General features: G+C 47.3%; 15 protein-coding genes. 9 read left to right on the forward strand and 6 right to left on the reverse strand.

Annotated features, from left to right (window positions below; all coding sequences use genetic code 11):
• Positions 1–30 precede the first annotated feature (30 nt).
• The 4 genes from T538_RS0100835 to ruvB are packed head-to-tail and all read right to left on the reverse strand — an operon-like array spanning position 31 to position 6060.
• Complete coding sequence (locus tag T538_RS0100835) at positions 31–2196, reverse strand: S46 family peptidase (RefSeq protein ID WP_031531703.1); 2166 nt, start codon at positions 2194–2196, stop codon at positions 31–33.
• Positions 2197–2233: 37 nt separating this feature from the next.
• Positions 2234–3736: a lipopolysaccharide biosynthesis protein gene (locus T538_RS0100840; RefSeq protein WP_031531704.1), complete on the reverse strand. Its 1503-nt coding sequence runs from the start codon at positions 3734–3736 to the stop codon at positions 2234–2236.
• 26 nt (positions 3737–3762) lie between these two features.
• Positions 3763–4995 carry a nucleoside recognition domain-containing protein gene (locus tag T538_RS0100845; protein ID WP_031531705.1) on the reverse strand — a complete coding sequence of 411 codons (1233 nt, stop codon included), beginning with the start codon at positions 4993–4995 and terminating at the stop codon, positions 3763–3765.
• A 21-nt stretch (positions 4996–5016) separates the two neighbouring features.
• Entirely contained in the window at positions 5017–6060 is a 1044-nt protein-coding gene (ruvB, locus tag T538_RS0100850) for a Holliday junction branch migration DNA helicase RuvB (RefSeq protein WP_031531706.1), read from the reverse strand.
• A 1690-nt stretch (positions 6061–7750) separates the two neighbouring features.
• Between ruvB and T538_RS0100860 the strand changes: the two genes are divergently transcribed.
• The 3 genes from T538_RS0100860 (at position 7751) to T538_RS0100870 (ending at position 9833) form a co-directional block, all read left to right on the forward strand.
• Complete coding sequence (locus T538_RS0100860) at positions 7751–8167, forward strand: hypothetical protein (protein WP_031540375.1); 417 nt, start codon at positions 7751–7753, stop codon at positions 8165–8167.
• Positions 8168–8294: 127 nt separating this feature from the next.
• Positions 8295–8648, forward strand: a complete 354-nt coding sequence (locus T538_RS0100865) for a hypothetical protein (protein WP_155992923.1) — start codon at positions 8295–8297, stop codon at positions 8646–8648.
• A gap of 396 nt (positions 8649–9044) precedes the next feature.
• Positions 9045–9833 (forward strand): chitosanase, encoded by a 789-nt coding sequence (locus T538_RS0100870; protein WP_051655778.1) that lies wholly within the window; start codon positions 9045–9047, stop codon positions 9831–9833.
• An 805-nt stretch (positions 9834–10638) separates the two neighbouring features.
• On the opposite strand, the gene T538_RS0100880 is transcribed toward T538_RS0100870, so the two are convergent.
• On the reverse strand, positions 10639–11508 hold the full coding sequence (locus T538_RS0100880) for a KPN_02809 family neutral zinc metallopeptidase (protein WP_031531715.1): 870 nt from the start codon (positions 11506–11508) through the stop codon (positions 10639–10641).
• Between the two features lie 123 nt (positions 11509–11631).
• On the opposite strand from T538_RS0100880, the gene T538_RS0100885 reads away from it, so the two are divergent.
• From T538_RS0100885 to T538_RS0100905, 5 genes are all read left to right on the forward strand, one after another.
• On the forward strand, positions 11632–13188 hold the full coding sequence (locus tag T538_RS0100885) for an ATP-binding protein (protein WP_031531716.1): 1557 nt from the start codon (positions 11632–11634) through the stop codon (positions 13186–13188).
• Between the two features lie 202 nt (positions 13189–13390).
• Entirely contained in the window at positions 13391–16603 is a 3213-nt protein-coding gene (locus tag T538_RS0100890) for a glycosyl hydrolase (RefSeq protein ID WP_031531717.1), read from the forward strand.
• Positions 16604–16653: 50 nt separating this feature from the next.
• Positions 16654–18093, forward strand: a complete 1440-nt coding sequence (locus T538_RS0100895) for a sialate O-acetylesterase (protein WP_031531718.1) — start codon at positions 16654–16656, stop codon at positions 18091–18093.
• Between the two features lie 9 nt (positions 18094–18102).
• Positions 18103–20445, forward strand: coding sequence for a DUF5703 domain-containing protein (locus tag T538_RS0100900; RefSeq protein ID WP_031531719.1), 2343 nt, complete (start codon positions 18103–18105; stop codon positions 20443–20445).
• Positions 20446–20479: 34 nt separating this feature from the next.
• Positions 20480–23164, forward strand: a complete 2685-nt coding sequence (locus T538_RS0100905; RefSeq protein ID WP_081834814.1) for a glycoside hydrolase family 2 protein — start codon at positions 20480–20482, stop codon at positions 23162–23164.
• Between the two features lie 57 nt (positions 23165–23221).
• On the opposite strand, the gene T538_RS0100910 is transcribed toward T538_RS0100905, so the two are convergent.
• A complete protein-coding gene (locus tag T538_RS0100910) occupies positions 23222–23971 on the reverse strand; it encodes a hypothetical protein (RefSeq protein ID WP_031531721.1) in 750 nt (249 codons plus the stop codon).
• A gap of 185 nt (positions 23972–24156) precedes the next feature.
• Here T538_RS0100910 and T538_RS0100915 point away from each other — a divergent pair, with 185 nt between their 5' ends.
• Positions 24157–26661, forward strand: a complete 2505-nt coding sequence (locus T538_RS0100915; protein WP_031531722.1) for a glycoside hydrolase family 95 protein — start codon at positions 24157–24159, stop codon at positions 26659–26661.
• Positions 26662–26735: the final 74 nt, after the last annotated feature.

Raw genomic sequence — 26735 nt, forward strand, 5'->3', positions numbered from 1 at the left:
TTGTGACATCATTTTTTATATTTTTTTAAATTATTTTGTTTCGCCGCTGATTTTCAGTTCGTTGATGAGGCGCGGTGAGTTGCCCCACTTCTCGATTAGGTACAGAATGTAGCGCACGTCAACGCCGATGCAACGCTGAAGGTTAGGCTCGAAGGTGATGTCGCTGCTCATTGCCTCCCAGTTGCCGTCGAAGGCGAGACCGAGCAGTTCGCCCTTGCCGTTGAACATCGGCGAGCCTGAGTTTCCGCCTGTGATGTCGTTGTTTGTGAGGAAGCATAACTGCATAGTGCCGCTCTTTTTGTCGGCATATCTTCCGAAGTTGTTTGATTTGTACAGTTTCATCAGTTCAGGCTCTACGAAATACTGCATGTCGCCGCTGCCGTCTTTCTTAGGACCGAGGTTTTCGAATTTCTCGATAATTCCGCGCGGAGTGGAATAGTAGCCGAACACCATGGCATCTTTCGGCTCGTAGCCGCCCACCACGCCATAACTCATGCGCATGGTTGAGTTGGCGTCAGAATAGAACAGTCTGTCGCTCTGCATCAGTCGCATAGAACGGTTCAGAAGTCGTTCGTTCTTGTCTATGATGTCGGTTGCGATAGCCATATTCTGCTGAAGTTCGAACAACTTGACCATTATGTCAATGCAGATTTCAGAGGCGGCATCCTTGCTCATGTCGCATTTTAGCGTACCGCTGAAAAGTCTTCTCAAACCGTCTATCGTGCTGAAATTAGATGCGGCGTAGATGTTGTCGGCAAAAGCGTTGTAGTCGCCCTTGAAATCATTTTTTATGCGCTTGTAACACTCGGGCAGATAAGCCTCGTTGTAGTTTACCTGCTCGGCATATTCCTTCAGCATGGCGGCAAAAATCTCCTTATCGGTGTCGATGTCCATGTTGTTGTATCGGTCGGCAATCGACTTTATCTGCTGCTGAAGATTCTCGTTGTCGTTGCTGAAATCGGTATTTAGTAAGGTGAAGACGATGCCCAGAAGGTCGGACCCCTCGTAGAAAGCCTCGTTTATGAGGAACAGCGTGCGATAGTCGTTCTTCCTTTTCTTGTAAGCCTTTCCGAGGATAGGCAGAAGATTGCGATAGTATTCCGAATGGGTAGAGTCGCTCTGAATCCACTCGTGCAAGTCCTTCTCAAGAGCCTGCTTCTTTTCGATGATGTGCAGTTCCTTTATGCTGTTGTTCATGCCGATGCTGTTCTTCCAGTAGTTAGAACTGATATCATACTTAGAGTCGTACTTTATGCGCACAACAGGGTTGGCGTCCATGTGCTTGCGCCATATCTGCTGCTTCACACCGCGCATGTCTATGAGCACTTGGTTAAGACATTCCATGCGCTCCTTAATGCCGTAAGACGACAGGTAGCGGCATGTCTCGCCCGGATATCCGATGGTCATGCAGAACGAACCTTCGTTGTATCCGTCGAGCGACACGGGCGCGTATGCCTTAGCCTTCAGCGGCACGTTGTCTTTGCTGTAGGCGGCAGGCTTGTTGTCCTTGTCGGCATAAATTCTGAAGATGGAGAAGTCGCCCGTCTGTCGCGGCCACATCCAGTTGTCGTTCTCGCCTCCGAATTTTCCGACCGATGCCGGCGGAGCGAAGACAAGACGAATGTCGGTATAGTCGCGATACACGTTTATGTAGAACTCGTTTCCCTGATAGTACGAACTTATCTCGGCGCGCAGGGTGGGGTCGTGCTCCACCTCTTTCTGCTGTATTATTACAGAAATGGAGTCGATGATATGCTGGCGCATGAACTCGTTCTTGCAGTTGCCTATTGCTTCGTTCATCTCGGCAGTAATGTTGCGTGTCGAGACAAGGAAACTGACGAACAGATTCTCGATTGGCAGTTCCTCTTCGAACGACTGCGATACGAATCCGTTCTTTATGTAGTCGTGCTCCGCGCTACTCTGCTGCTGAATACTCTCGAATCCGCAATGGTGGTTGGTGAAGACCAGTCCCTCGGGCGAGACTACTACGCCTGTGCAGAATCCGCCGAAACTAACCACGGCATCCTTAAGCGAGCCGTTCTGCGTGCTGTAAAGTTGCTGCGGAGTGAGTTTCAGCCCCAAACTCTGCATTCGCTTAACGGTCTGAGCCGGAAGGTTGTTGAGCATCCACATGCCCTCGTCGGCTCTGGCAACAGTAGATGCGAGTATTATCAACAGAAACAGAAATTTTCTCATGATGTTTTTATGGTATAAGTATTTGTATGTCTGTCTCTTATTTCTTGAAGAACTTGCCAATCACAGGCAACGCCTTCAGCGGAAAGTCTTTCTTTACAAGATATGCTATGAAGACCATCAGAAGCAACGTGTTGCATGCCAGTCGTGCGGCGATGTGCCAGTCTGCCGGAACAAGATATGCCGATGCGGCATAGATGGCAGCCGTAAGCACGACGTAGCAGAAAATGTCCTTCAGCGGATAGTTGATAGGATATTTCTTCTGGCCAACGATGTACGACAGAACCATAGACGTTCCGTATCCGGCAACGCCAGCCCATGCACAAGCCATGTATCCGTATTCAGGAATGAAGATGATGTTGATGGCAATGAGCACAATGCAGCCGATGCCCGAGAAGTATGCTCCCCAGATAGTCTTGTCAATCAGTTTGTACCAGAACGACAGGTTGAAGTAAACGCCCATCATTATCTCGGCAGTCATCACGATAGGAACGACCTTCAGACCTTCCCAGTAGTCCTTTCCGATGATATGCTTTATCACGTCAAGATAGAGCATTACGCAAAGGAATGCCAGAAGCGTGAAGATAAGGAAATACTTCATCGCCTTGGCGTAAGTGTCGCGGCTGTCCTTGTCCTTCTCCTTGCTCTTTCCAAACACGAAAGGCTCGTAGGCATAGCGGAATGCCTGCGTAATCATTGCCATAATCATGGCTATCTTTACGGCTGCTCCGTAGATGCCAAGCTCAACCTTGCCCTGACTTCCGGGGCACGCAATCGGATAAATAAGCTTGTCGGCAGTCTGGTTCAGAATTCCGGCGATGCCGAGAACGAGGATTGGCCATGAATATGAAAGCATCTTCTTGAAAAGCTGCGCATCGAACACCCACTTGAAGCCTATCAGCTCAGGCCAGAACCATACAGTTATGCTTGCCGTACACAGAAGGTTTATGGCAAAGGCATATCCAACGCTCACGGCCGGATTGTATATGTGTCCCACGATGTCGGGATGAGTCTTGTACAACTCTGGCAGCCATGCAAAGTAGAGCAGGTTGAGCAGGATGTTCATGATGACGAACAGAAGCTTGAGAGATGCAAACTTTATCGGCCTTTTCTGATATCTCAGAAACGCGAACGGAATACATTGGAAGGCATCTATCGCCACGCAGATGAACATAATTGCAACGTAGTGGCGATGAGCCGAATAGCCCATGAAGTCGGCTATAGGGTCGAGAAAGGCGAGTACGCACGCCACAAACATGAGCGATGTTGCGCCCACGCTTATAAGCGTTGTTGAGTAAACCCTCATAGGGTCTACGCCTTCCTTGTTTGCAAAGCGGAAGAATGTCGTCTCCATTCCGTAGGTAAGGATTACGAGCAGAAGCGCCGTATATGCGTATATGTTGGTAATTACGCCGTATCCGCCCGACTCTACTGCGATTTTTGCCGTGTAGAGCGGTACGAGAAGATAGTTCAGAAATCGTCCGACAATGCTGCTTAGTCCATATATTGCTGTATCTTTAGCAAGTGATTTTAAGTTTGCCATTTTGTTCTTTTAAACTAATTTTTTTATCATCCGAAAAATGCGTATGCTATGAATATTGCCGCTATGATTCCGGCAAGGTCGGCAAGCAGTCCGCAGGTAACGGCGTGGCGAGTGTTTCTTACGCTCACGCTTCCGAAGTAGACTGCAAGTATGTAGAATGTAGTATCGGTAGAGCCTTGGAAGATGCAACTCAGTCTGCCCACGAACGAGTCTACTCCGTGAGTCTGCATGGCATCAATCATCATTCCTCGTGCTCCGCTTCCGCTCAGAGGCTTCATTATAGCCGTTGGCAGAGCCTCTACAAAGTCGGTATTCATGCCGCATAAGGCAATGGTGTTGCTTATGCCCTTTATCAGCATATCCATCGCTCCCGATGCCCTGAAAACGCCGATGCCTACGAGGATAGCCACAAGGTACGGAATTATTCGGATGGCGGTATTGAAACCATCCTTCGCGCCCTCGATAAATGCCTCGTAAACATTTATCTTCTTTATCAGACCGGCAACGATGAAACTAATTATTATGCTGAATAGCAAGATGTTGGCAACGAGCGTGCTCACAACCTGCATCTTCTCCTTCTCCATTCCGCTGAAGCCCCATATTATAAGCCCCACCGCGGCGCAGAGACCGCCGAGGGTGAGCATGAGTGTGCGGTTAAACAGATTTATCTTCTGGAACAGACAGGTTATCACTATTCCGGTGATGGTTGAGAAGAATGTAGCAAGCAGAATAGGGATGAAGATGTCGGTTGGCTGTGCCGCTCCCATCTGCGCGCGATACACGAGGATGCTTATCGGTATGAGCGTCAGCCCCGATGTGTTTAGCACAAGGAACATAATCATCGAGTTGCTTGCCGTGTCTTTTTTCTGGTTCAGCTCCTGCATTCCCTCCATAGCCTTCAGTCCCAGCGGAGTGGCGGCGTTGTCGAGTCCCAGCATGTTGGCGGCAAGGTTCATAAAGATGCTTCCCGTTACGGGGTGTCCCTTCGGAATGTCAGGAAACAGTTTGCAGAATACAGGGCTGAGCAGACGCGACAGAACGTTTATCACGCCTCCCTTCTCGCCAATCTTCATTATGCCGAGCCATAGCGACAGCGTTCCGGTTAGTCCGAGCGAGATTTCGAAGGCTGTCTTGCTCGACTCGAATGTAGAAGTCATCATGGCAGGAAAGACCTCGGTGTTGCCCATGAAGCACAGTTGCACCAGTCCCATAACAAAGGCAATGATGAAGAATGCTACCCATATATAGTTTAAGACCATAATCTTGTTGTTTTAAAGATGTTAAAAGTCGCTGTCGTCGAACAGACCTTTCTGCAACTTGTGCTTCAGTATGCTCTTGCCCAAGTGGCTGTATGCCAGTTCTGTAACCTCGCGGCCTCGTGGCGTGCGTTTTACGAATCCCTCTTTTATCAGGAACGGCTCGTACACTTCCTCTATCGTGCCCGGGTCTTCGCCAATGGCTGTGGCTATGGTGCTTATGCCCACAGGACCGCCGCCAAATTTGTCGATGATGGTGCAGAGAATCTTGTTGTCAATCTCGTCCAGACCGTATTTGTCTATGTTCAGAGCCTCCAGAGCATAGTTGGCCACCTCGGTGGTTATCTTGCCGTTGCCCTTAACCTGAGCAAAGTCGCGCACACGTCTCAGCAGCGAGTTTGCAATACGCGGCGTGCCTCGGCTGCGGCTTGCAATCTCGCCGGCAGCATCGCAGTCGCACTCCACGTTGAGCAGTCGTGCCGAGCGGCTTATGATTTTGGTTATCACATCGTTGTCGTAATATTCAAGATGCAGGTTTATGCCGAATCGGGCGCGGAGAGGGGCGGTGAGTGCTCCGCTGCGCGTTGTTGCGCCCACGAGGGTGAACGGATTCAGGTCAATCTGAATGCTTCGTGCCGACGGACCTTTGTCAATCATTATGTCTATGCGATAATCCTCCATCGCCGAGTACAGATATTCCTCGACCACGGGGCTGAGGCGGTGAATCTCGTCGATGAACAGAACGTCGTTAGGCTCGAGTGATGTAAGAATTCCGGCAAGGTCGCCCGGCTTGTCGAGCACGGGGCCCGATGTTATCTTCATGTTTACGCCAAGTTCGTTGGCTATGATGTTGCTCAGGGTAGTCTTTCCCAGTCCCGGAGGTCCGTGCAGCAGCGTGTGGTCGAGCGGTTCGCCTCTCATCTTTGCTGCCTGAACGAAAATATCAAGGTTCTCAACCACTTTTTGCTGACCGTTAAAATCGCTGAACTGTAGTGGTCGGAGGGCTTTTTCAAACTCTTTTTCCTTGGGCGTTAAAGACTCATTTCTGATATCAAAATTATCTTCCATGCTGCAAAGTTAGTGCTTTTTATTTGTAACTTTGTTTATTTGTTGCGAAAAATTTTAAAATGATGGTTATCAGTCGCTATAAAAGGATTTTTGAGCCATAAAAAACGCCATCTTATTATTTTTTTTAACTTTTTTCTTGGCTATTCAAAAAGTAATACATACTTTTGTAGTGCAAAACAGATTATTACAAAGAAAGATATATTTCTTTTAGGTTAAAAGAAAGGATAGCTAAAATGATCAATGCTGTTAGGTATTAAGAATGATGTGGAAGCGCTTGCAAGTGATTGTAGGTGCTTTCTTTTGTTTTGTGCTCGTACCTTATTGTCTATATTAGGTTATTTCGTGTGTCTTTTTTTGAATTAACAATTCGGGAGTTGAAAATTGAGAGTTGAAAGTTGAAAAATTCAGACAATTGAAAATTCACAATTCAGAATTCATAATTCAAAATTGCTTTCTTAATTAGAGAAAGTTGAAAATTCTGAGGCAATTCACGATTGACAACTTAGGATTTATAACGAACAATTTCGTCAGAAATTGTTCGTTTGGTATATGCAAAATAGAAGGTAGGAAGAAGGTGGGAAGAAGGTAGGAAGAAGGTAGATAGAAGGAAGGTAGATTCAAGGTGCATCCAAGTAAGCCGGAAGATACGGGGAAGAGCTTATGAGGGTAGACTAATGGTTGAGAATCGGAATAGGTTAACTCTTAATAGGTAATTGCCAATGTAGCAATTTGGTTTAGTATGGGTGGTGTGAAACTTTGGGGAAGCCTAACTACTATTTGGCGTGTAAATTGTAGAAAAAGAGTACTAATTTATCTTTTGGTAAACATAAAATGGTGTCAAGGTATAGGGAAGCTATACGCAAGGTATATGTAAGCTATATGTAGGCTATATGTTAGCTATATGTAAGCTATATGCAAAGTATAGCCAGAGTAGGAATAGACTATGGGAAAGCTGAACGTTTAAAAATGAAAGTTGGAAAAATCGGGAGTGTTTCATTCGCAGTTGACAGACCCTAAATTGGCGAGATTGTTCTTGCTTTTCGAAAAATGGCGGACTGAAAAATGGGCTTAAAACAAATATTATTTGTATATTTACCGCCAAATAGTAGTAATTTGAAAAACGGATGCATCTGCCAGTTCCAAGATTTTCATGCTGTCAGATTCGAAAATCGGGCAGAACTGAGTGGTTTAGTGGTTGATGTAGCCGCACTTTGAGTATTGGCAAGTTGAAAAAATTAAATATATGAAAATCTCAAAAAAAATAAGATACGTTTTTGATTTCGTATTTTTTACATATTGTCGTTTCTATATTGATGTATCTTCTCGAAATACTACTCCTTACGAGAATGGATGTTGTATTTATTTTGTAACATTATCAGTTTATGTAGGAGGCCTGATTTGTCTAATAGAAAATGCTATGTCTTTAGATTCTGATCTGATTTTATATACGGGATTTATATCGTTTGGTATTGGCTTGATAATAAGCATTATTTTCCCGTATCTCCATAAGGATTATTACAAGTATCTACATGAAAAATTCTATGATGATTATGGTGAAGAGGATTTGGCAATTCCTATTATTCTGACTTTAGCTCCAATAGCCTTATTTATTTATCATTTTTTATAATGAAGCAAATAATAAACACAATATTCTTCCCCATCATCAAGATACAGTCTATTATAATTGCTGATGAGAAATAAAGTAGTATTTGTTACAGGCATTAGTTTACTTGTATTGGCAATAGGTTTATTTCTGTGCGTAGATATAAGCCAAGGGGATTTTGACTTGAATGCCACCGAAGAACCGCCCACAAAAACAGCATTTTGGGTGGGTGCTCCCGACTTTGGCTGCTGGTACGACATATTAGAAATAGATTCGGCTACTCATCGTGCAAGAATAAAAGTCTATGATGATTATGATAGGCGAGTGTGGGCAGATGGGATATATGTAGATAGAAACAGAGTTCTGAATCCTTTTAGCAAAGAAAAAATAAGGCGTGAAATCGTTGATTTCGATATAAATAATGGCAATATTAAAATAAAAGAGGGCTGCGACTGTCTGGAAATAGATTCTTTCATCTATTGCGGATTTGAGATAATTCGTTAGTAGAGATTGATGCATGTGGAGTTGTTAATTGGGCATTAGGTATAAAAAAGAATGAATTATGTTACCACTTTGTAAATTTTATAGATACTTGATATACAGATTGTATAATTTTAGTGGCGATACGCCTATGGTTAACGTTATTATAACTTTGACGTTAATTCACACTATTCAATTGGTGACGTTGCTATTAATTGTTAATGGTTTTACATCTTTTACATCCATTAAAGTTTTTTTAGGAGAATGTGGAAAAAATCCTCTGTTTCATATTGCATTTATGGTATTGCATTATTTCTTGTTTTACGATAAGAAAAAATGGGGCGCGATAAGAAAAGAATTTAAAGATGAATCGCCAAGGCACAAGAAAATAGGTTTAATTGTAGTCCTTGCATATTTGTTAGGAACTGTATTTTTATTTTTTATTTTGGGCTTACGATATGATATGTATCGCGATTATTTAAAATATTTATTAATGGATAAATGAAACAAACAATATTATCAATATTCTTCGCCATCATAAGTATGGTGGCGAAGGCGTAGCTTTGCATCAATAGCAAGGCAAATGCAGCGAAGGTGGGCGACTGCTACACCGTTTCGCAAATAGCATATAGAACTGGCAAGAGCTAAAAAGTAATGTACACTTCGTTGTTGATGGAAAATCTTATCAAGAAAAGATTTTGTTGAGATAACGATTGTTATGCGATAAAACAACAGAGCGGAAAAACGAAGAATCAACTCTTCTGTTTTTCCGCTCTTGTTTTTTAAATTGCAGACAAAACAGAATTTCGAGGCGATTACGAAACCCAAAAATATTAGCGCAGATAAAATTGCTGTTTGTTTACAAAATTATTAACTTTGCGGTATCTTAAAACTTTACAAAATGGTTAAGACTTTTTTTCTAATATCTTTTCTGGCATTGTCATTGTTCTGTAGCGCGCAACCACAGACTATAAGTGCAGAAATAGCGCAAGATACGCGAACCGTATTCTTCTGCCTTGTATCTTCTGCCGAGAATTCATCGCTCGACTTTAATGCTCAATATGCTTATATCGAGGATATTGGCGATGGACGCGGATATACGGCAGGCGTCATAGGCTTTACTTCGGGAACAGGCGATATGATTGAGGTGGTGAAGCGTTATGTTGCACTAAAGCCCAAAAACAATCCGCTGAAGAAATACATTCCAGCCCTCGAAAAAGTCAACGGTTCGCCCTCGCACGATGGTCTTGGCGATGCCTTTGTAAAGGCGTGGAAAACGGCGTCTAAAGATGCCGAGATGATAGCGGCGCAAGACTCTGTCCTGAACGCTATGTATTACAATCCGGCGATGTATTATGCCCAGAAAGACGGTCTTAGCACGCTCGGCGCATTTATTTACTACGATGCGCTGGTGGTTCACGGTCCGGGTGAGGACGAGGACAGCTTCGGAGGCATTCGCAAGGCGGCGTTGGCAAAGTCGAATCCGCCGTCGGCAAAGGGCGATGAGACAGAGTGGCTCAACACCTTTCTGGCGGCACGCACGATAGTAATGAAAAAGGAAGCCGCACATTCCGACCTCTCGCGCATCTCGACCCAGCAGAAATTCATAGCCGAGAAGAATTTCAGCCTTACTCTGCCCCTTTCGTGGAATATGTACGGCGACAAGTTTATACTTACGAAGAAAAAATAAAAAAGCATAATGATGAAGACGCAGATATCTTAGTTTTTTATTTAGCCGGAGATTCTGTAGACGAATGAATTATAGTAATAAAGACATGCAAAAAAATACAGTTGAACGATATTACAATATCTATTTATTTGTGTTATATCAGCAAATAAATAAGTTTGAAATACATAAAGCAAAAATTAAATATGGCTTTTTGTATAAGGTTGCATCTTTGTTTTATAATAATAAAGCGCTTTTAAAAAGCAAATTGGATTATTATTCCAGACAAAATAGAACAGGTAGTTTTTATGATGTAAATGCAAATGTGAAAACACTAAACTATTTTGTTGTATTGATTTGTGTTATCGATATTGATTTTGTATTGTATCATGTGCTAAATTTAAGCCGGATGAGTTTTGCAAATATATTAATGTTGGGTAATGTGTTCTCATTAATTGAATATTTTAGATTGGGGTATAAATCCGATACAATACGCCAGTATAACAAAGTTTATTCACGGTTGCCAAAATATCATAAGAAATGGAATCGCTTGTGTATGTGGATTATAATACCACCTTTTGTTCTTCTCGTAATGTTTATAATTCTTGCGATTTGTAAATGAAGATAAGTTTCCCCAGTTCAGCCTAATTTGCAATTCGGCTGAGAAAAAACGGGAATTTGCCGCTCGACCAGAGGTAGAGCACGGAATTTCAGGCAGGGCTGGTAAGAAAATCAAAACCCGAACGCATCCCGAATGAAACCCGAACAAATCTATGATATTCATAGTGTAGAAAATTCGGCTAAGCCAACAAAAAAACGACCTTTGAAATTAAAGGTCGTTATAGTTTGGTGAGAATGTGTCGCCTTGTGTGAAGTCGCCGGTAGTGAGCCCCTTCTTCAGCCATTTGTGACGCTGGTCAGCGCGACCGTGGTTAAAGCTTTCGGGAACCGTGTAGCCCTGATGCTTCTTTTGCAGATAGTCGTCGCCAATCTTCGAAGCCGTGTTGAGTGCTTCTTCGATATCACCATCTTCGAGCGACTTGAAACGCTTGTTCTCAAGATGTCCCCACACTCCGGCATAGAAATCGGCCTGAAGCTCGAGGCGTACGCTTATCTGGTTAGCCTCCTTCTCGCTGACGCGGCTCATCTGCTGGTGTGCCTTCTGCAAGTCGCCGAGAAGATACTGAACATGATGTCCCACCTCGTGCGCTATGACGTAGGCGTATGCAAAGTCGCCGTCGGCTCCGAGCGTCTTCTTCATGGTAGAGAAGAATGACAGGTCGATATATACAGTCTGGTCGGCAGAGCAGTAGAACGGACCTGTTGAAGAGGTAGCGTTTCCGCATCCGCTCTCTACGGCGTTGGTAAACAGAACCATCTTTGGAGCCTGATAAGTCTTGCCCATCTTCTTGAACTCCTCGGTCCAGATATCCTCGGTCGATGCCAGAATCTGCTTTGAGAACTTGGCAAGTTCCTCCTCCTCGGCAGTAGGCTGATAATTCTGTTCAGTAGTCTGCCCGCCGCTCAGCGCGCCGCTTTGCGAAAGGTTCTGAAATACAGTCGAAAGGTCACCGCCCGACAGCAGGGTTATTACAACGATGGCAATAATTCCGCCAATTCCTGCCAGTCCAGCCTTTGCGCCGCCCTTGCCGCGGCGGTCGTCAACGTTGTCGCTTTCGCGTCTTCCGTTTAGTCTCATAGATATATGCTTTTATCAGTTTAAATTTATTGTTGAATTTTGCTGACAAAGATAGTCAAAAATAATTTTGTCTTTACTCTCTTATGTCGTATATTTGTCGAAAATTCAGAAAACTCGTGTGATATGGAACAGCTAAAGACATTGCCAATTGGTTTGCAGGACTTTGAAAGTCTTCGTAAAAGTGGATATCTTTATGTTGATAAGACAGAACTTATATACAACTTGATAGCGGGCGGAAAATATTATTTTCTGTCTCGTCCGCGTCGTTTTGGCAAGTCGTTGCTGATGTCTACCATTCATGCGGTTTTTGACGGAAAGCGCGAGTTGTTCGAAGGGCTTGCCATTGCCGACAAGCCCGATATAGACTGGGCAAAGCATCCTGTGCTGCATCTGGATTTGAATACAAACAGATACGATTCAAAGGAAGTGCTTGACAAGAAACTTGACAATTCCCTCTCGGAGTGGGAGCAAGAGTTTGATTGTGCAAGAAAAGACCTTCCTCTTGGAATGAGATTTGAGAACGTCATTCAACGTGCATACGACAAGACCGGCCGTGGTGTTGTAATCCTTGTAGACGAATATGACAAGCCGATGCTTCAGGCCATAGGCAATGAAGAACTGCAAGATGAGTTCCGCAGCACTCTCAAAGGATTCTATGGCGCTTTGAAGAGCAAGGATGGCTGCATCCGTTTCGCGCTTCTGACAGGCGTAACGAAGTTTGGCAAGGTGAGCGTTTTCAGCGACCTCAATAATCTGAAAGACATATCGATGGACAGGCGATATGTTGAGATGTGCGGTCTGACGGAAACCGAGATAAAGACAACGCTTGCCAAGCATGTTGAGCGTCTTGCCGACACCTGCGGAATGACATACGACGAGGCTTTGGCAAATATGAAACGGATGTACGACGGATATCATTTTCGCGAGAATTCTACCGGAATGTATAATCCGTTTAGCGTGCTTAATGCGCTTGATTCTATGGATTTCGGCAGCTACTGGTTCGAGACAGGCACGCCGACTTATCTCGTTGAACTTCTCCAGCGCGACGACTATAATCTTGAGGCGATGGCAAACGCCAAGGCCGATGCCGACACACTAAACAGCATCGATTCAACATCCAAAGACCCGATACCTGTCATCTATCAGAGCGGTTATCTAACCATAAAGGACTACGACCCGGAGTTTGGCGAATATACGCTCGGCTTCCCTAACGAGGAAGTGAATATCGGCTTCACCAAGTTCCTTCTGCCGTGGTACATATCGAAAGAGCGGAGCAAGTCGGCCTTCGACCTGAAGAATTTTGTGCTTGACCTCCGCGCCGGCAATACCGAGCAGTTCGTAAAGCGTCTCCGTGCGCTCTTTGCCGACACTCCATACATGCTCATCAAGGATTTGGAGAATCATTATCAGAACGTAATCTGGATAGTAAGCAAGCTTGCCGGCCAGTATGTTCAGGCTGAATATATGACAAGCGAGGGACGTATTGACCTCGTGCTCCAGACTCCGAAGTTCTGCTACGTCATGGAATTCAAACTCGATGGCACGGCCGAGGAAGCACTTGCGCAGATTGAAGACAAGCATTACACCCTTCCTTTCGAGCTTAACGGTCAGAAGATAATCCGCATAGGAATGAACTTCAGCAAGGAAACACGCAACATCGAAAATGTGGCGATTGGCTGATATTCGATATTTTGAAAAAGCAAAGCATCGGCAGGCAGGCCCCATTGTCGTGCGCAACTGCAACATCGAGAGATGAATTGTTAAAAAGAACGTCATGCCGCCATCTTTAAAACGGCTGTACATCGTACAAAAAAACGTACATATTACTTGTTGTTAAGTTAATTATGCTTATTTTTGCAAAATAGGTAAATTCTTTAAGTTGATGAAAATAAATATTTTTAAGGTTGTGCTGGCTGTGATTATTGGCTTTTGCCAGATTATGCCGATAAGTGCGCAGACAAAGGCACAGTTGTACAAGCAGTTCGGTTCGCCGTCGGGCGAGTCGTTGCCGTGGTGCTTCTGGTACTGGATGTACGGAGCGGTGAGCGAGGAGGGGATAACTGCCGATATAGAGGCAATGAAGCAAGCCGGACTTGGTGGATGCTATCTTATGCCAATCTACGGCACCGACCGTCGTCCCGAATATGAGGGCAGGGCACAACAACTGTCGGATGAGTGGTGGAAGATGATTGGGCACAGCGTTGCCGAGGCAGACAGAAACGGACTACAGCTCGGCATTCATGTAAGCGACGGATTCGCCCTTGCCGGCGGCCCGTGGATAAAGCCCGAGGAGAGTATGCAGAAGATTGTATCGGCCGACACTATTGTTAGTCGTGGCAAGAAAGCCATAAAGCAAGTAAGACTGCCTAAGCCAGAGAGCTACAAAGGATATTACGAAGATATAAAGGTTCTTGCCGTTCCTGTTATTAAGACTGGAGTGTCCGACACCATGCCGTGCCAAAAGACATACTCGGCAGGCGTAACGCTTAACAACGGAACATTCCGTGCCACCGGAAGTTGCTATATACAACTCGAATACGAAAAGGCATTTACGGTGCGCAGCGTAGAAATAACGCCATCGGTACGCAACATGCAGTCGCTAAGAATGACGATGCTTGCAAGCAACGACGGCGAAACATTCACCAAGGTAAAGGAGTTCGTACCGCCACGCAGCGGATGGCAGGACTCCGACTTCAACTACACCTTTGCCGTGCCCGAGACAACGGCGCGCTACTTCCGCTTTACATGGGCTCCCGAAGGAACCGAGCCGGGAAGCGAGAGCCTCGATGCCGCCAAGTGGAAGCCAAACCTTAAGCTGAAGAACATTGTGCTTCATCGTAGGGCGAGCATAGACCAATGGCAGGGCAAGAGCGGACTTGTGTGGCGAATAGATGCCGACAAATCTGCCAAGCCATCGCTCTTTGTAAAGACAAAAGACATTATCGACCTTACCGCGAGCCTCTCGGCAGACGGAACGCTGAATAATCCGTCTCTGCCCGAAGGCTGCTGGCGAATAATCCGCATAGGTCACACATCAACCGGACACGAGAATGCCACGGCAGGCGGCGGAAGAGGTCTGGAATGTGATAAGTTCAGCACATCGGCAGTAAAAAAGCAGATTGACGGATGGTTCGGCGCAATATACAACCATGTTGACAAAGCCGTGGCGCGCCGCGTAATAACCCGAATGCACGTTGACAGCTGGGAGTGCGGCTCGCAGAACTGGAGCAGCAACTTTGCCGATGAGTTCAAGGCAAGAAGAGGATACGACCTTATGCCTTATCTGCCCGTTATGACAGGCGTGCCGGTAGAGAGCCATGAGAAGAGCGAGCAGGTGCTGCGCGATGTGCGCAAGACGATAAGCGAACTCATCGTAGATGTGTTCTTCAAGACGGCAAAAGCCGAGGCTGAGAGATACAACTGCGAGCTGAGCACCGAGTGCGTTGCTCCGACGATGATGAGCGACGGACTTCTGCATTACTCTGTAAGCGACAGACCGATGGGCGAGTTCTGGCTTCAGAGTCCTACGCACGACAAGCCAAACGATATGCTCGATGCCATAAGCGGAGCGCACATCTACGGAAAGAACATCGTGCAGGCAGAGGGCTTTACGCAGCTTCGCGGACATTGGGACGAGACTCCGGCAACGGTCAAGTCGCTGCTCGATTGCAACTTCTCGCTCGGCATAAACAAGCTGTTCTACCACGTTTATACGCACAATCCGTGGCTCGACCGCAAGCCGGGAATGACGCTCGACGGCATTGGCTTCTACTTTCAGCGCGACAACACATGGTGGACTCTCGGCGCGCCTGCCTTGAGCCTCTATGCCGCACGATGCCAGACGTTGCTTCAGTACGGAATGCCTGTGGCAGATATTGCCGTCTACACAGGCGATGAACTCCCGTCGCGCGCCGTCCTCCCCGAGAAACTCATAACCCTTCTGCCGGGACTTTACGGCAAGGAGAAAGTCGAGGCAGAGAAGGCACGAATGAAGAACGAAGGTCAGCCGATGGACAAGGTGAACGGCGTGGGCTTTGCCAAGAACATAAACCGTGCCGAACTGTGGTGGGGCGCGCTTCACGGCTATCAGTACGACTCGATGAATCCTGATGTACTGTACAATCATGCCAAGGCAGAAGACGGCAGACTCAGACTTGCATCGGGTGCAGAATACGCAACTCTGGTCGTTGATAAATCGAACATCTCGGAAGAGACTGCGAAGAAGATTGAAGAACTGAAGAAAAACGGCTGCAACGTGATAGACTACACTCTGAACGACGGCGAGTTGAAGAACGTGCAGCCCGACGTGATTGCACCCGACAGTATGGTGTGGACACATCGCAAGGGCGAGGAGATGGACATCTATTTTGTGGCAAGCATTTCGGGCAGAAAGCGCGATGTTGAACTCAGCTTCCGCCAGACCGACCGCGTGGTTGAACTCTGGAATCCGATGACGGGTAAGACGCGCAACGACTTCGCCACAGAATGCAAAGACGGCAGAACAGTCGTAAGACTCGCACTTCAGTCGGCAGAATCGCTCTTCGTCGTGTTCGGACAGTCGGGCAGAAATGCTGAGACATCAGCCGAGCCGATGGTTCAGACCGAGCCGGCAGTCTTCGCATCAGAAGGCAGTCTGAAATTCAGCAGTCTGCCATCAACGACAATCAGCGGCAGCGCGAAGGACGTGTTCTTCGACTGGTCGGCATCATCCGACGAGAAGATAAAATATTACTCTGGCACAGCCGAATATCAGCTTAAAATAAAGCGACCAAAGACGGCTAAGGGCGCGAGAGTCTATCTCGTACTCGACAATCTTCGCGATGTGGCATCGGTAAAGGTGAACAACGCCGATTGCGGAACTCTGTGGTTCGCGCCTTGCAAGGTAGATGTGACCGATGCTCTGCAAAATGCCAAGGGAAAGACCGTCGATGTGCAGATTATCGTTCAGAACACATGGAACAATGCCATAAAGGGCGCGAGCGTTGGCAAAGCACATTTCGACGGCATCTGGACAAATGCCAACTACCGCAGCAATCCGTTCGAGCTCATTCCTGCCGGACTGATAGGCGGCATACAATGGGAAGTGCAGCGATGAGGCTGCCTTCTCTAACCGAAAAAAGTAAAAACTATAACTAAATGATATAAATGAAGAAACTTATTTTCACACTTTTCAGCGCGTTGTGCCTGAGTGCAAGCGCAACAGTCAAGCTGCCGGCTTTGTTCTGCGACAACATGGTGCTTCAGCAGCAGTCGGACGTTAACATCTGGGGAACAGCCGATGCTGGCAAAACCGTAACGATTACGGCAAGTTGGGACAAGAAGGCTAAATTCTCGGCAAAGGCGGGAAACGACGGCAAATGGAAGATTGCCGTAAAGACTCCGCAGGCCGGAGGACCATATTCTGTAACCATTTCCGACGGACAGAGCGTAACACTCAACAACGTGCTTGTGGGCGAGGTGTGGCTTTGCGCCGGACAGAGCAACATGGAGATGCCGATGAAAGGCTTCAAATGTCAGCCGGTTGAGAACGGCAATCGTGACGCGGTTCTCAGCACCAATCCAAATATGCGACTGTTTACAGTAAAGCGTTCATCATCGCTCACTCCGAAAGATGATGTTGTAGGCTCGTGGCTCATGGCAAATGCCGAGAGCGTGCGCGAGTTCAGCGCAACGGCATTCTACTTTGGACGGATGTTGCAAATGGTAAAGCCCGATGTTCCTGTAGGACTCATCGTTACGGCATGGGGCGGCTCGGCTTGCGAGGCTTGGATGGACGAGAAGATGCTCGCCGATTTTCCTGCGGCTCAGATTCCGCGCACACAAGAGGACATAAAGTCGAAAAACCGCACTCCAACTGTTCTATACAACGGAATGTTGCACCCTGTCATCGGCTACGGAATACGCGGCGCGATATGGTATCAGGGCGAGGACAACTGGAATCGTGCCGAGACATACAGCGACATGATGGCATCGATGGTTAGCGGATGGCGCGCGCAATGGGGCATAGGCGATTTTCCGTTCTACTATTGCCAGATAGCACCTTACGACTATTCGATAATTACCGAGAAAGGTCAGCCGATATACAACACCGCATATCTTCGTGAGCAGCAAGTTTTGGCTTTGCAGAAGATAAGCAACAGCGGAATGGCTTGCCTTATGGATGCCGGACTCGAGAAGGGCATCCATCCCGAGAAGAAGCAACTTGCCGGCGAACGCTTGGCATATCAGGCTCTCAGCAAGACTTACGGCATGAAGGGCGTGGCTTGCGAGTCGCCAACCTTCAAGCAGATGACGATAAAGAACGATACCGTAGACATCGTTTTCAACAACTGCGGAATGTGGCCTTACATCAAGGGCGGCGAGAGCCAGAACTTCGAGGTGGCAGGCGAGGACGGCGTTTTCCATCCAGCCAAGGCTTGGGGCGTGCGCAGTCACATTTTGGTCAAGAGCGACGCGGTTAAGAAGCCTGTAAACGTCCGCTACGCCTTCAAGAACTGGGCAGAGGGCGATGTGTTCTGCGAGGGCATTCCGTTCACATCGTTCAGAACAGACAACTACAAAGACCCACTCACCAAAAAGCAGTAGTCCAATCTTATGCGATTCTTAGTTTTCCTGATATTTGCAGTCCGCGGAATAGGCTGGAGCAACGCTCAGAAACCCTTCGTTCCGGCCGACTACATTTGGACATCGCCCAGCCGCAACTCATCCGAGAGTATGCCATGCGGAGGCGGCGACATCGGTCTGAACATTTGGACTGAGAACGGCGACATCATGCTCTACTTGGCTAAGAGCGGCACGTTCGACGAGGCCAACACGCTTCTGAAGATGGGACGAATCCGCCTGCATTTCAACAATTACAAACTTGATGAAAGCGAAAACTTCAGGCAGATTCTGAAAACCTACGACGGCTACGTGCTCATTACATCAGGCTCGCTTAGAGTAAAGATTTGGGTCGATGCCCTGAACAGCCATGCCGTAAGTGTTGAGGCTTCGGACAAGAAGGACATCGATGCCACCCTGACTTACGAAAACTGGCGATACAGGGATTTGGAGATAAGAAAAGGCGAGGGACATCAGGGCAGTTACAAGTGGGTGATGAACAAGCAGGCACACACGTTTGCCGACAGCATTGGTCTGAAAGGCAAAAACCGGCTCGAAGTGCATCATCGCAACCGCCAGCAGACGGTTTTCGACACATCCGTATCGCTTCAGAAACTCGACGGCTCTAAGGCGAATCTTGCAAATCCGGTTGGCGGAAATGTGAGTTCTGCCATCGTCCTTCTCGATGGGATGAACTTCACGGGCGAGACTGCCGACGGCACATATCAAGGCACTCCGTTCCGCGGATGGAAGGCGCGCTCGATTGCAGGAAAGAAATCTGTTGCAGCTCGAATTTGGCTTTCTGCCGGGAGCGAGAAGAACGACGTTCCTGCGAAAACAGACCATCGCAAGGCATTCGACAATACCGTGAAATGGTGGCATGCCTTCTGGCAGCGCAGTTACATCGACATTCAGGGCGACGGGGCGAATCTTTCGCGCAACTACGCGCTGTTCCGCTATATGCTTGGCTGCAATTCTGACTCAAAATGGCCTACAAAATTCAACGGCGGATTGTTTACTTTCGACCCCGCCTTGGTAACGGACAAATATCCTTTCAGTCCCGATTTCAGACTTTGGGGCGGAGGTACATTCACGGCTCAGAACCAGCGACTTGTCTACTGGCCTATGTTGAAGAACGGCGACTTCGACCTTCTGAAACCACAGCTCGATACATACTTGTATATGTATCAGAATGCCAAGGAACGATGCAAGGCTTACTGGAATCATCCCGGCGCGTGCTTTGCCGAGCAGATTGAGAACTACGGACTGCCGAATCCTGCCGAGTACGGATTCAAGCATCCGCAGTCGCTCGATGCCGGAGTTGAGTTCAACGCGTGGCTCGAATATGAGTGGGACACGGTTCTGGAATTCGTTTCGATGGCTCTCGAGGCTAACAGATATTCGAACATTGATATAAGCAAGTACGAGGATTGGATGGTCGATGCCGTGCGCTTCTTCGACGAGCATTACCGTTATCTCGCCCTCAGCCGTGGCAGAAAGGAACTCAATGCCGACGGAAAAATCATAATCTTTCCAGGCAGCGGATGCGAGACATACAAGATGGCATATAATCCTTCGAGCACGGTTGCCGGTCTTCGCACGGTTTCTTCGCAACTTGTTGAATATTTCAGAAAGAAATACGGCGATGCCGACAATCCGATGGAAGGACTCACCGCCGACGAGCGCACGAAGGTGCTGAAAAAGTTGCCTGCACGACTCGAAGGCGCGGATTTAGTCAGATATTTCAAAGGCTTGCTGAGCCGACTGCCAGACATTCCTTATCGCGAGATTGACGGCAAGAAGACTATCGCGCCAGCCGTTGTATGGGAGCGTGTGCAGAATGTTGAGACACCGCAGCTCTATCCCGTCTTTCCGTGGAGGGTTTATGGCATTGGATGTTCCGACGACAGTCTTTCCGTGGCTCTTAACACATACAAACTCGACCCTGATGCTCTGAAGTTCAGAACGTCGAAAGGGTGGAAGCAGGATGCAATCTGGGCGGCTTGCCTCGGTTTGACCGATGAGGCAAAGCAACTTGTAACCGAAAAACTATCCGACGGGCCGTACCGATTCCCAGCCTTCTGGGGACCGGGCTACGACTGGAGTCCCGACCACAACTGGGGCGGCAGCGGAATGATTGCCCTTCAGGAGATGCTCGTTCAGGAGCGTGGCGGAAAAATAATCCTCTTCCCGTCGTGCCCGCCAGAGTGGAACGTGCGCTTCAAGATGCATCTTTCGGGCAACACGGTTGTCGAGGCATCGCTCAAAGACGGCAAGGCTGAATATTCCGTCAGCCCTAAAAACCGCGAAAACGACGTAATTTTACTAACTCGCTGATTGTTCGCGTGGCAATTAGCGTAAAACAATAATAATGAAGAAGTTATTTCTGATTTCATTGTTCTGCGTATCGAACTACGCTTTCGGTATACAGAACTGTATAATTTCCGACTCCGTACACTCTGTAGAGCTCGAAGGCAGAGAGCCTTCGGCATATTCGGCTGCAACATCGGTGGCTGGATTCTATCCGATAGCCAACTCGGGCAGAGTGGTTATGAATTTCAACCACGGATGGCGATTTTTCCGAGGCGATGCCAGCGGAGCCGAGTCGGCATCTTTTAACGACAAAGACTGGGAGATTGTAAGCACTCCACATTCGGTTGAGCTTGAGCCTGCCGAGGCGAGCGGTTGCCGAAACTATCAGGGTGTGGCTTGGTATCGCAAGCATTTCACCCTTCCGAATGAGATGAAAGACAAGCAGGCTACGGTCTACTTCGAGGGCGCGATGGGCAAGCAATGGGTCTATGTCGATGGCAAACTCGCCGCAGAGCATCTTGGCGGATATCTTCCTTTTGTGGTCAACCTTTCGAAGTTTGGCGTGAAGCCGGGCGACAAGTGCGTTATTGCCGTAAAGGTTGATAATTCCGACGACAAATCATTCCCTCCCGGAAAACGCCAGTACACGCTCGACTTCTCTTATCACGGCGGAATATACCGCGATGTATGGCTCATTGGTCGCAGCGCATCGCACATAACCGATGTAATCGAGGCTGGCAAGGTTGCCGGCGGAGGCGTATTCATTCATTACAGCGAGATTTCTGAGAAGAACGCCGTGATGGTTGTCAATACCGATGTAGAGAACAGCGGCACGAAGCCGAACAGCGTGACGGTTGAAAATACGATAATCTCTCCTTCGGGAAAGGTGGTGAAGAAACTCCGCAGCAGCGTCAAACTCCTTGCAGGCAAGAGCGCGACCGTCGTTCAGCAGCTCGCTATTGCCAAGCCGCAGTTGTGGAGTTGCGAGAGTTCGCTTCTTTACAGGGTCGAGACTCGTATTCTTAACGGAAAGCAATGCATTGATGGCGGAATGACACGCACCGGAATCCGTCGCATCGAGTTCCGCGGAAAGGACGGCTTGTGGATTAACGGCAAACGCTCAACACAACTCGTCGGAGCAAACCGACATCAGGATTTTGCTTATGTCGGAAATGCTCTGCCTAACTCACAGCAATGGCGCGATGCCAAACGATTGCGCGATGCCGGATGTCGCATTATACGCGTGGCTCACTATCCGCAAGACCCAAGTTTCATGGATGCCTGCGACGAACTTGGTTTGTTCGTCATCGTGGCAACTCCGGGCTGGCAGTATTGGAACAAGAAACCCGAATTTGCCCAGAGAGTGCATCAGAACACGCGCGAGATTATCCGCCGCGACCGCAATCATCCTTCGGTAATCCTTTGGGAACCAATTCTTAACGAAACTCAGTATCCCGAAGATTTTGCTCTTCAGGCTCTTCAGATAACTAAGGACGAATATCCGTATTTCAATCGTCCCGGAGCGGCTGCCGATGTGCAGAGCAAGGGCGTACGTGCCAACTATGACGTGGTTTACGGATGGCCGGGTGATGACGAGAAGGCAGATGCGCCTGAACAATGTATCTTTACTCGCGAGTTTGGCGAGAATGTGGACGACTGGTATGCGCACAACAACGACAATCGTGCCAGCCGCAGTTGGGGCGAGCGTCCGATGCTGGTGCAGAGCCAGAGTCTGGCAAAGACTTACGACGGACTCTACCGTACCACAGGCAAGTTCATCGGCGGAGCACAATGGCATCCGTTCGACCATCAGCGTGGTTATCATCCCGACCCTTATTGGGGCGGAATCTACGATGCCTTCCGTCAGAAAAAAACGGCTTACTATATGTTCCGCAGTCAGTCGCCGGCAACATGGCACAGCGATGTCGTTTCGTCAGGTCCGATGGTCTACATAGCCCACAACATGACTCAGTTCAGCGATGCCGATGTTGTTGTTTACAGCAACTGCGATAGCGTCCGCCTCACAGCCTACGACGGCGCGCACGTCTACACTCTTCCTGTCGAGCACAAAGACGGACACATGCTCAACGCGCCAGTCGTTTTCAAGAATGTGTGGGATTTTTGGGAGGCTCGCGGATACAGTTACAACAAAAAGGCATGGCAGAAGGTTAAACTTGTAGCCGAGGGCATCATAGGCGGAAAGGTTGTGTGTCGCGAAGAACGAATGCCGAGCCGCCGAAGCACCAAACTTCGTCTATATGCCGATTATAACGGTCATGCGCTCGTTGCCGACGGCAGCGACTTCATTGTAGTGGTTGCCGAGGTTACCGACGATCTCGGTCATGTACGCCGTCTGGCAAAAGAGAACATCGTGTTCACAGTCGAGGGCGAAGGTTCGATTATCGGCGACGAGAGTATCTGTGCCAATCCGCGTGCCGTAGAGTACGGTAGCGCGCCGATTCTTGTACGTTCAACCCGAAAGGCTGGCAAGATAAAAGTGTCGGCTCGCGTTCAGTTCGAGGGCACTCACGCGCCAACATCGACAAACATCGAGTTCGAGAGCATCCCTTCTGCATCTGACTTCTGCGATTCTGACGATGCGGCGGTAGTCGGTTCTGCTTCTGTAGCAAAGAAATCTTCTGCATCCGGAACATCTCCGCAAAACAAACTCACCGAAGAAGAGAAACAAAAACTTCTTGATGAGGTCGAAAAGCAGCAGAGCGAGTTCGGAATTCAGAAATAAATGAAAAAATCCGCTTGGGTAGTTTGCTTATCCAAGCGGATTTTTTTATTGTTTGTTTTATCTTTTTGGGCATCCTGAATCAAAACTATAAGGTATAAGATGGAATTTTATTGGCAGGTAAATCAACTCGTCTATCGAACGCTTGACATTGTTTGTAGCATTTAGTGGAAAAACTGCTATAATCGAATGTGGTGCAATATTTAAATTGCAACAAGAACTTTTACCTTTGGTGTAATCTAACCATTTATATATAAAATCTTCGGTTAGATATCCATCTTTGTTTATTACAGAATAATCGTCTTTCTCAACATCATAATACAACGTACAGACCATAAGGTCATTAGATTTAAAAAGTCTCTTATTATTGGAAATAGTATAATCTAATAATAAGTCAAATCCTTTATATCTTATGTTGTAGTTTGCAAGTGTTCTTTTCTTGATGTTTTCAGCAAATGATAGATTATCCTCAATGAACCTTGTGATTTTTCGTTCCAACTTTTTGGGAGTAATGAATGATTTATAGTATATCAAAATAACGGAAAGTGGAAATATGGTAAATGGTGTCATTGGTGCAAAAATCACCTTGTCCCATTTTGGGCTATCTGAAGATATTTCTTCAATTGTTCCAAAAACGAAAATAAAAATGCTGCAAAATAGGCACATCAGAAAAAGTGCAAAAATAGGAAACTTGAGCCATTGCCATATTGAACTAAATATAAATAGGTTTCCTATTTTCTCGCTTTCTTTAATGTATTTCCAAAGCGACATTTTATCTGGTTGAATTACGTTCAATGTGTATAGATTCATTATAACATCAAATTTTAATGCAAAAATAATGAAAAAACATTATGCATAAAGCCTATCTCTATGTTTTCTCTTTGTGTTCGAATGTAAAATAATATGTCGAAAATATAAAGTTGGCGTGTTGTGTTTAAGAAAAAATGATAACTTTGCGCAGACACAAATTATTGAAATCCTGTAAACTAAGACACATGAAAAAACTTTTTCTACTCATCATTACCTTTGTTTGTGCCACCTTTGTCAACCCCGAAATCGCATCGGCGCAAAACATCGGTAATAGTGCAAGTTCCGTGCTGAAGTACGACAAGCCGGCGCGCGTTTTCGAAGAGGCAATGCCGTTGGGCAACGGTTTTATCGGAGTGATGGACTACGGCGGTGTGGACGACTGGCGGCTCGGACTGAACGAGACTACTCTCTGGACTGGCGGTCCTACCAATACGAACCCAACGCCCGATGCGTTCGGACATCTGGCAAAGGTACGCGAACTTCTTTTTGCCGAGGAGTGGGATAGTGCGCGTCGCGAACTCATGAACATTCAAGGACCAGATGCCCAGACTTATGCACCGATGGGCGATATTCACATCCGCCACATTCGGCAAGGTAAGATTGTTAATCACGGTACGGGCGAGATAGGCGGCGCGTGGAGCGGAAAGGTTTCGAACTATTATCGTGCCTTGGACTTAGGTATGGCTCTGTCGGGGCAGAGTTACACCGTCGACGATTCGGTTAATATCGATAGACTTGCTTTCACCTCGTTCCACAAAAATGCGCTGGTCATTGTGCTCCATTCCGACAAAAAAGGGATGCTCAACATTCAGGTTGCGCCCGAAGCGCCTTATCAGAGTGCCGTCGTTACTTCCGAAGGGACTGATGCCTGCGCACTCTCTGCCCAGATACCTTATATTATTGAACGTTCAGATTACGCTCCGCTTCATAAAGGACCGAACGGCGAGAACGGAATGCGCTTCAGATTCATGATAAAGGTTGCCGATACCGACGGAAAAGTTTCGACCTCGCCTTTCTTAAATGTAACCGATGCCACTCATATTGTGATGTTAGTCACGGCGGCTACGAGTTTCAACGGATACGACAAACGCCCCGACATCGACGGAAAGGACGAGAAAGCCGAAGTCCTTCGTCTGATGAACGAAGCCATCTTGTCGGCTGGCTCGGAAAAAGGCCGAAATTTTCTGAAAAAACTGATAAAACCGCACATTGACGATTTTCAGTCTGTTTACGACAGGGTGCATCTGAATATTGCCGGGGCAGAAGATAACACAGACAAACCAACCGATGTCCGCTTGGCAGAATACAAGAAGGGTGCGGACGATAAGGCTCTCGAGCAACTCTATTTCAACTACGGCAGATACTTGCTCATCTCCTCGTCGCGCGAAGGCGGTCAGGCAGCCAATCTGCAAGGCATCTGGAACAAAGACCTCTGGCCGGCGTGGGGAAGCGAGTACACAACCAACATCAATCTCGAGATGAACTACTGGCCAGCCGAGCCTCTCGGCATGAGCGAGACAACCGAGCCGCTCATCCAGTTCATAAAGCGTTCGGCGGTTACGGGAGCCGAGATTGCCAAGAATTTCTTTCATCTCGGCGGATGGGTTATGCATCATAACAGCGACATCTGGTCGCTCGCCAACCCTGTGGGCAAACGTGAGGGCGACCCTATGTGGGCAAACTGGAGTATGGGCTCGGCGTGGCTCTCGCAGCATCTTTACGAGCATTACCGTTTCACGATGGATAAGGATTATCTCAGAAACACCGCCTATCCGCTTATGAAGGGTGCGGCTGAGTTCATAAAAGGCTGGCTCATCGAGAAAGATGGACATCTTGTAACCGCGCCTTCAACCTCGCCCGAGAATGCCTATATCGACGAGAACGGAAAGAAAGGCGTGGTAACCATTGCTTCGACAATGGATATGGAGATAATCTGGGATTTGCTCACGAACCTTATCGAGGCGTCGCAAGTGCTTTGCACCGACGAGCAGTTGCGGGCCGAATGGATTGCCATGCGCGGAAAACTCATGCCTTTGCGCATTGGCAAGGATGGCAACCTTATAGAATGGTATAAGGACTGGAGAGACGAAGATCCGCAGCATCGCCATGTGTCGCATCTGTTCGGGTTGTATCCCGGACGACAGATTTCGCCGACACAGACTCCCGATATTGCCGATGCTTGCCGCAGAACGCTCGAAGTTCGCGGCGACGGCGGAACAGGCTGGAGCAAAGCATGGAAGATAAACTTCTGGGCACGTCTGCTCGATGGTAACCATGCCTACAAGATGTATCGCGAGTTGCTCACACATTCAACCCTCAACAATCTTTTCGACAATCATCCGCCATTCCAGATTGACGGCAACTTCGGAAGCATAGCCGGCATTGCCGAAATGCTTCTGCAAAGTCAGAACGACGAACTGCATCTTCTTCCTGCTCTTCCCGACAGTTGGAAGGACGGAAGCATTTCAGGTCTGCGCGGTCGCGGAGCGTTCATCGTAGACATTTCTTGGAACGATGGAAAGTTAAGTTCCGCATCGGTTACGAGTTGCAACGGAGGTGTATGCAAAATCCGTACATCTAACCGTATAAAAATAAGAGGAGCATCTGCAAAAGAAAGAATCGAAAATAATGCGTATAAATATACATTTAACACAAAGAAAGGTGCTACTTATGAAATAAAAGCAAAGTAATATAACTTAATTATATTCAATATTTTAGTGTGCTGTTTTCGATATTACGAAAAATTAGTTCAAAAAACTTGCAA

This window comes from Bacteroides sp. Ga6A2 (assembly GCF_000702225.1).
Classification (GTDB): Bacteria; Bacteroidota; Bacteroidia; order Bacteroidales; family Bacteroidaceae; genus Ga6A1.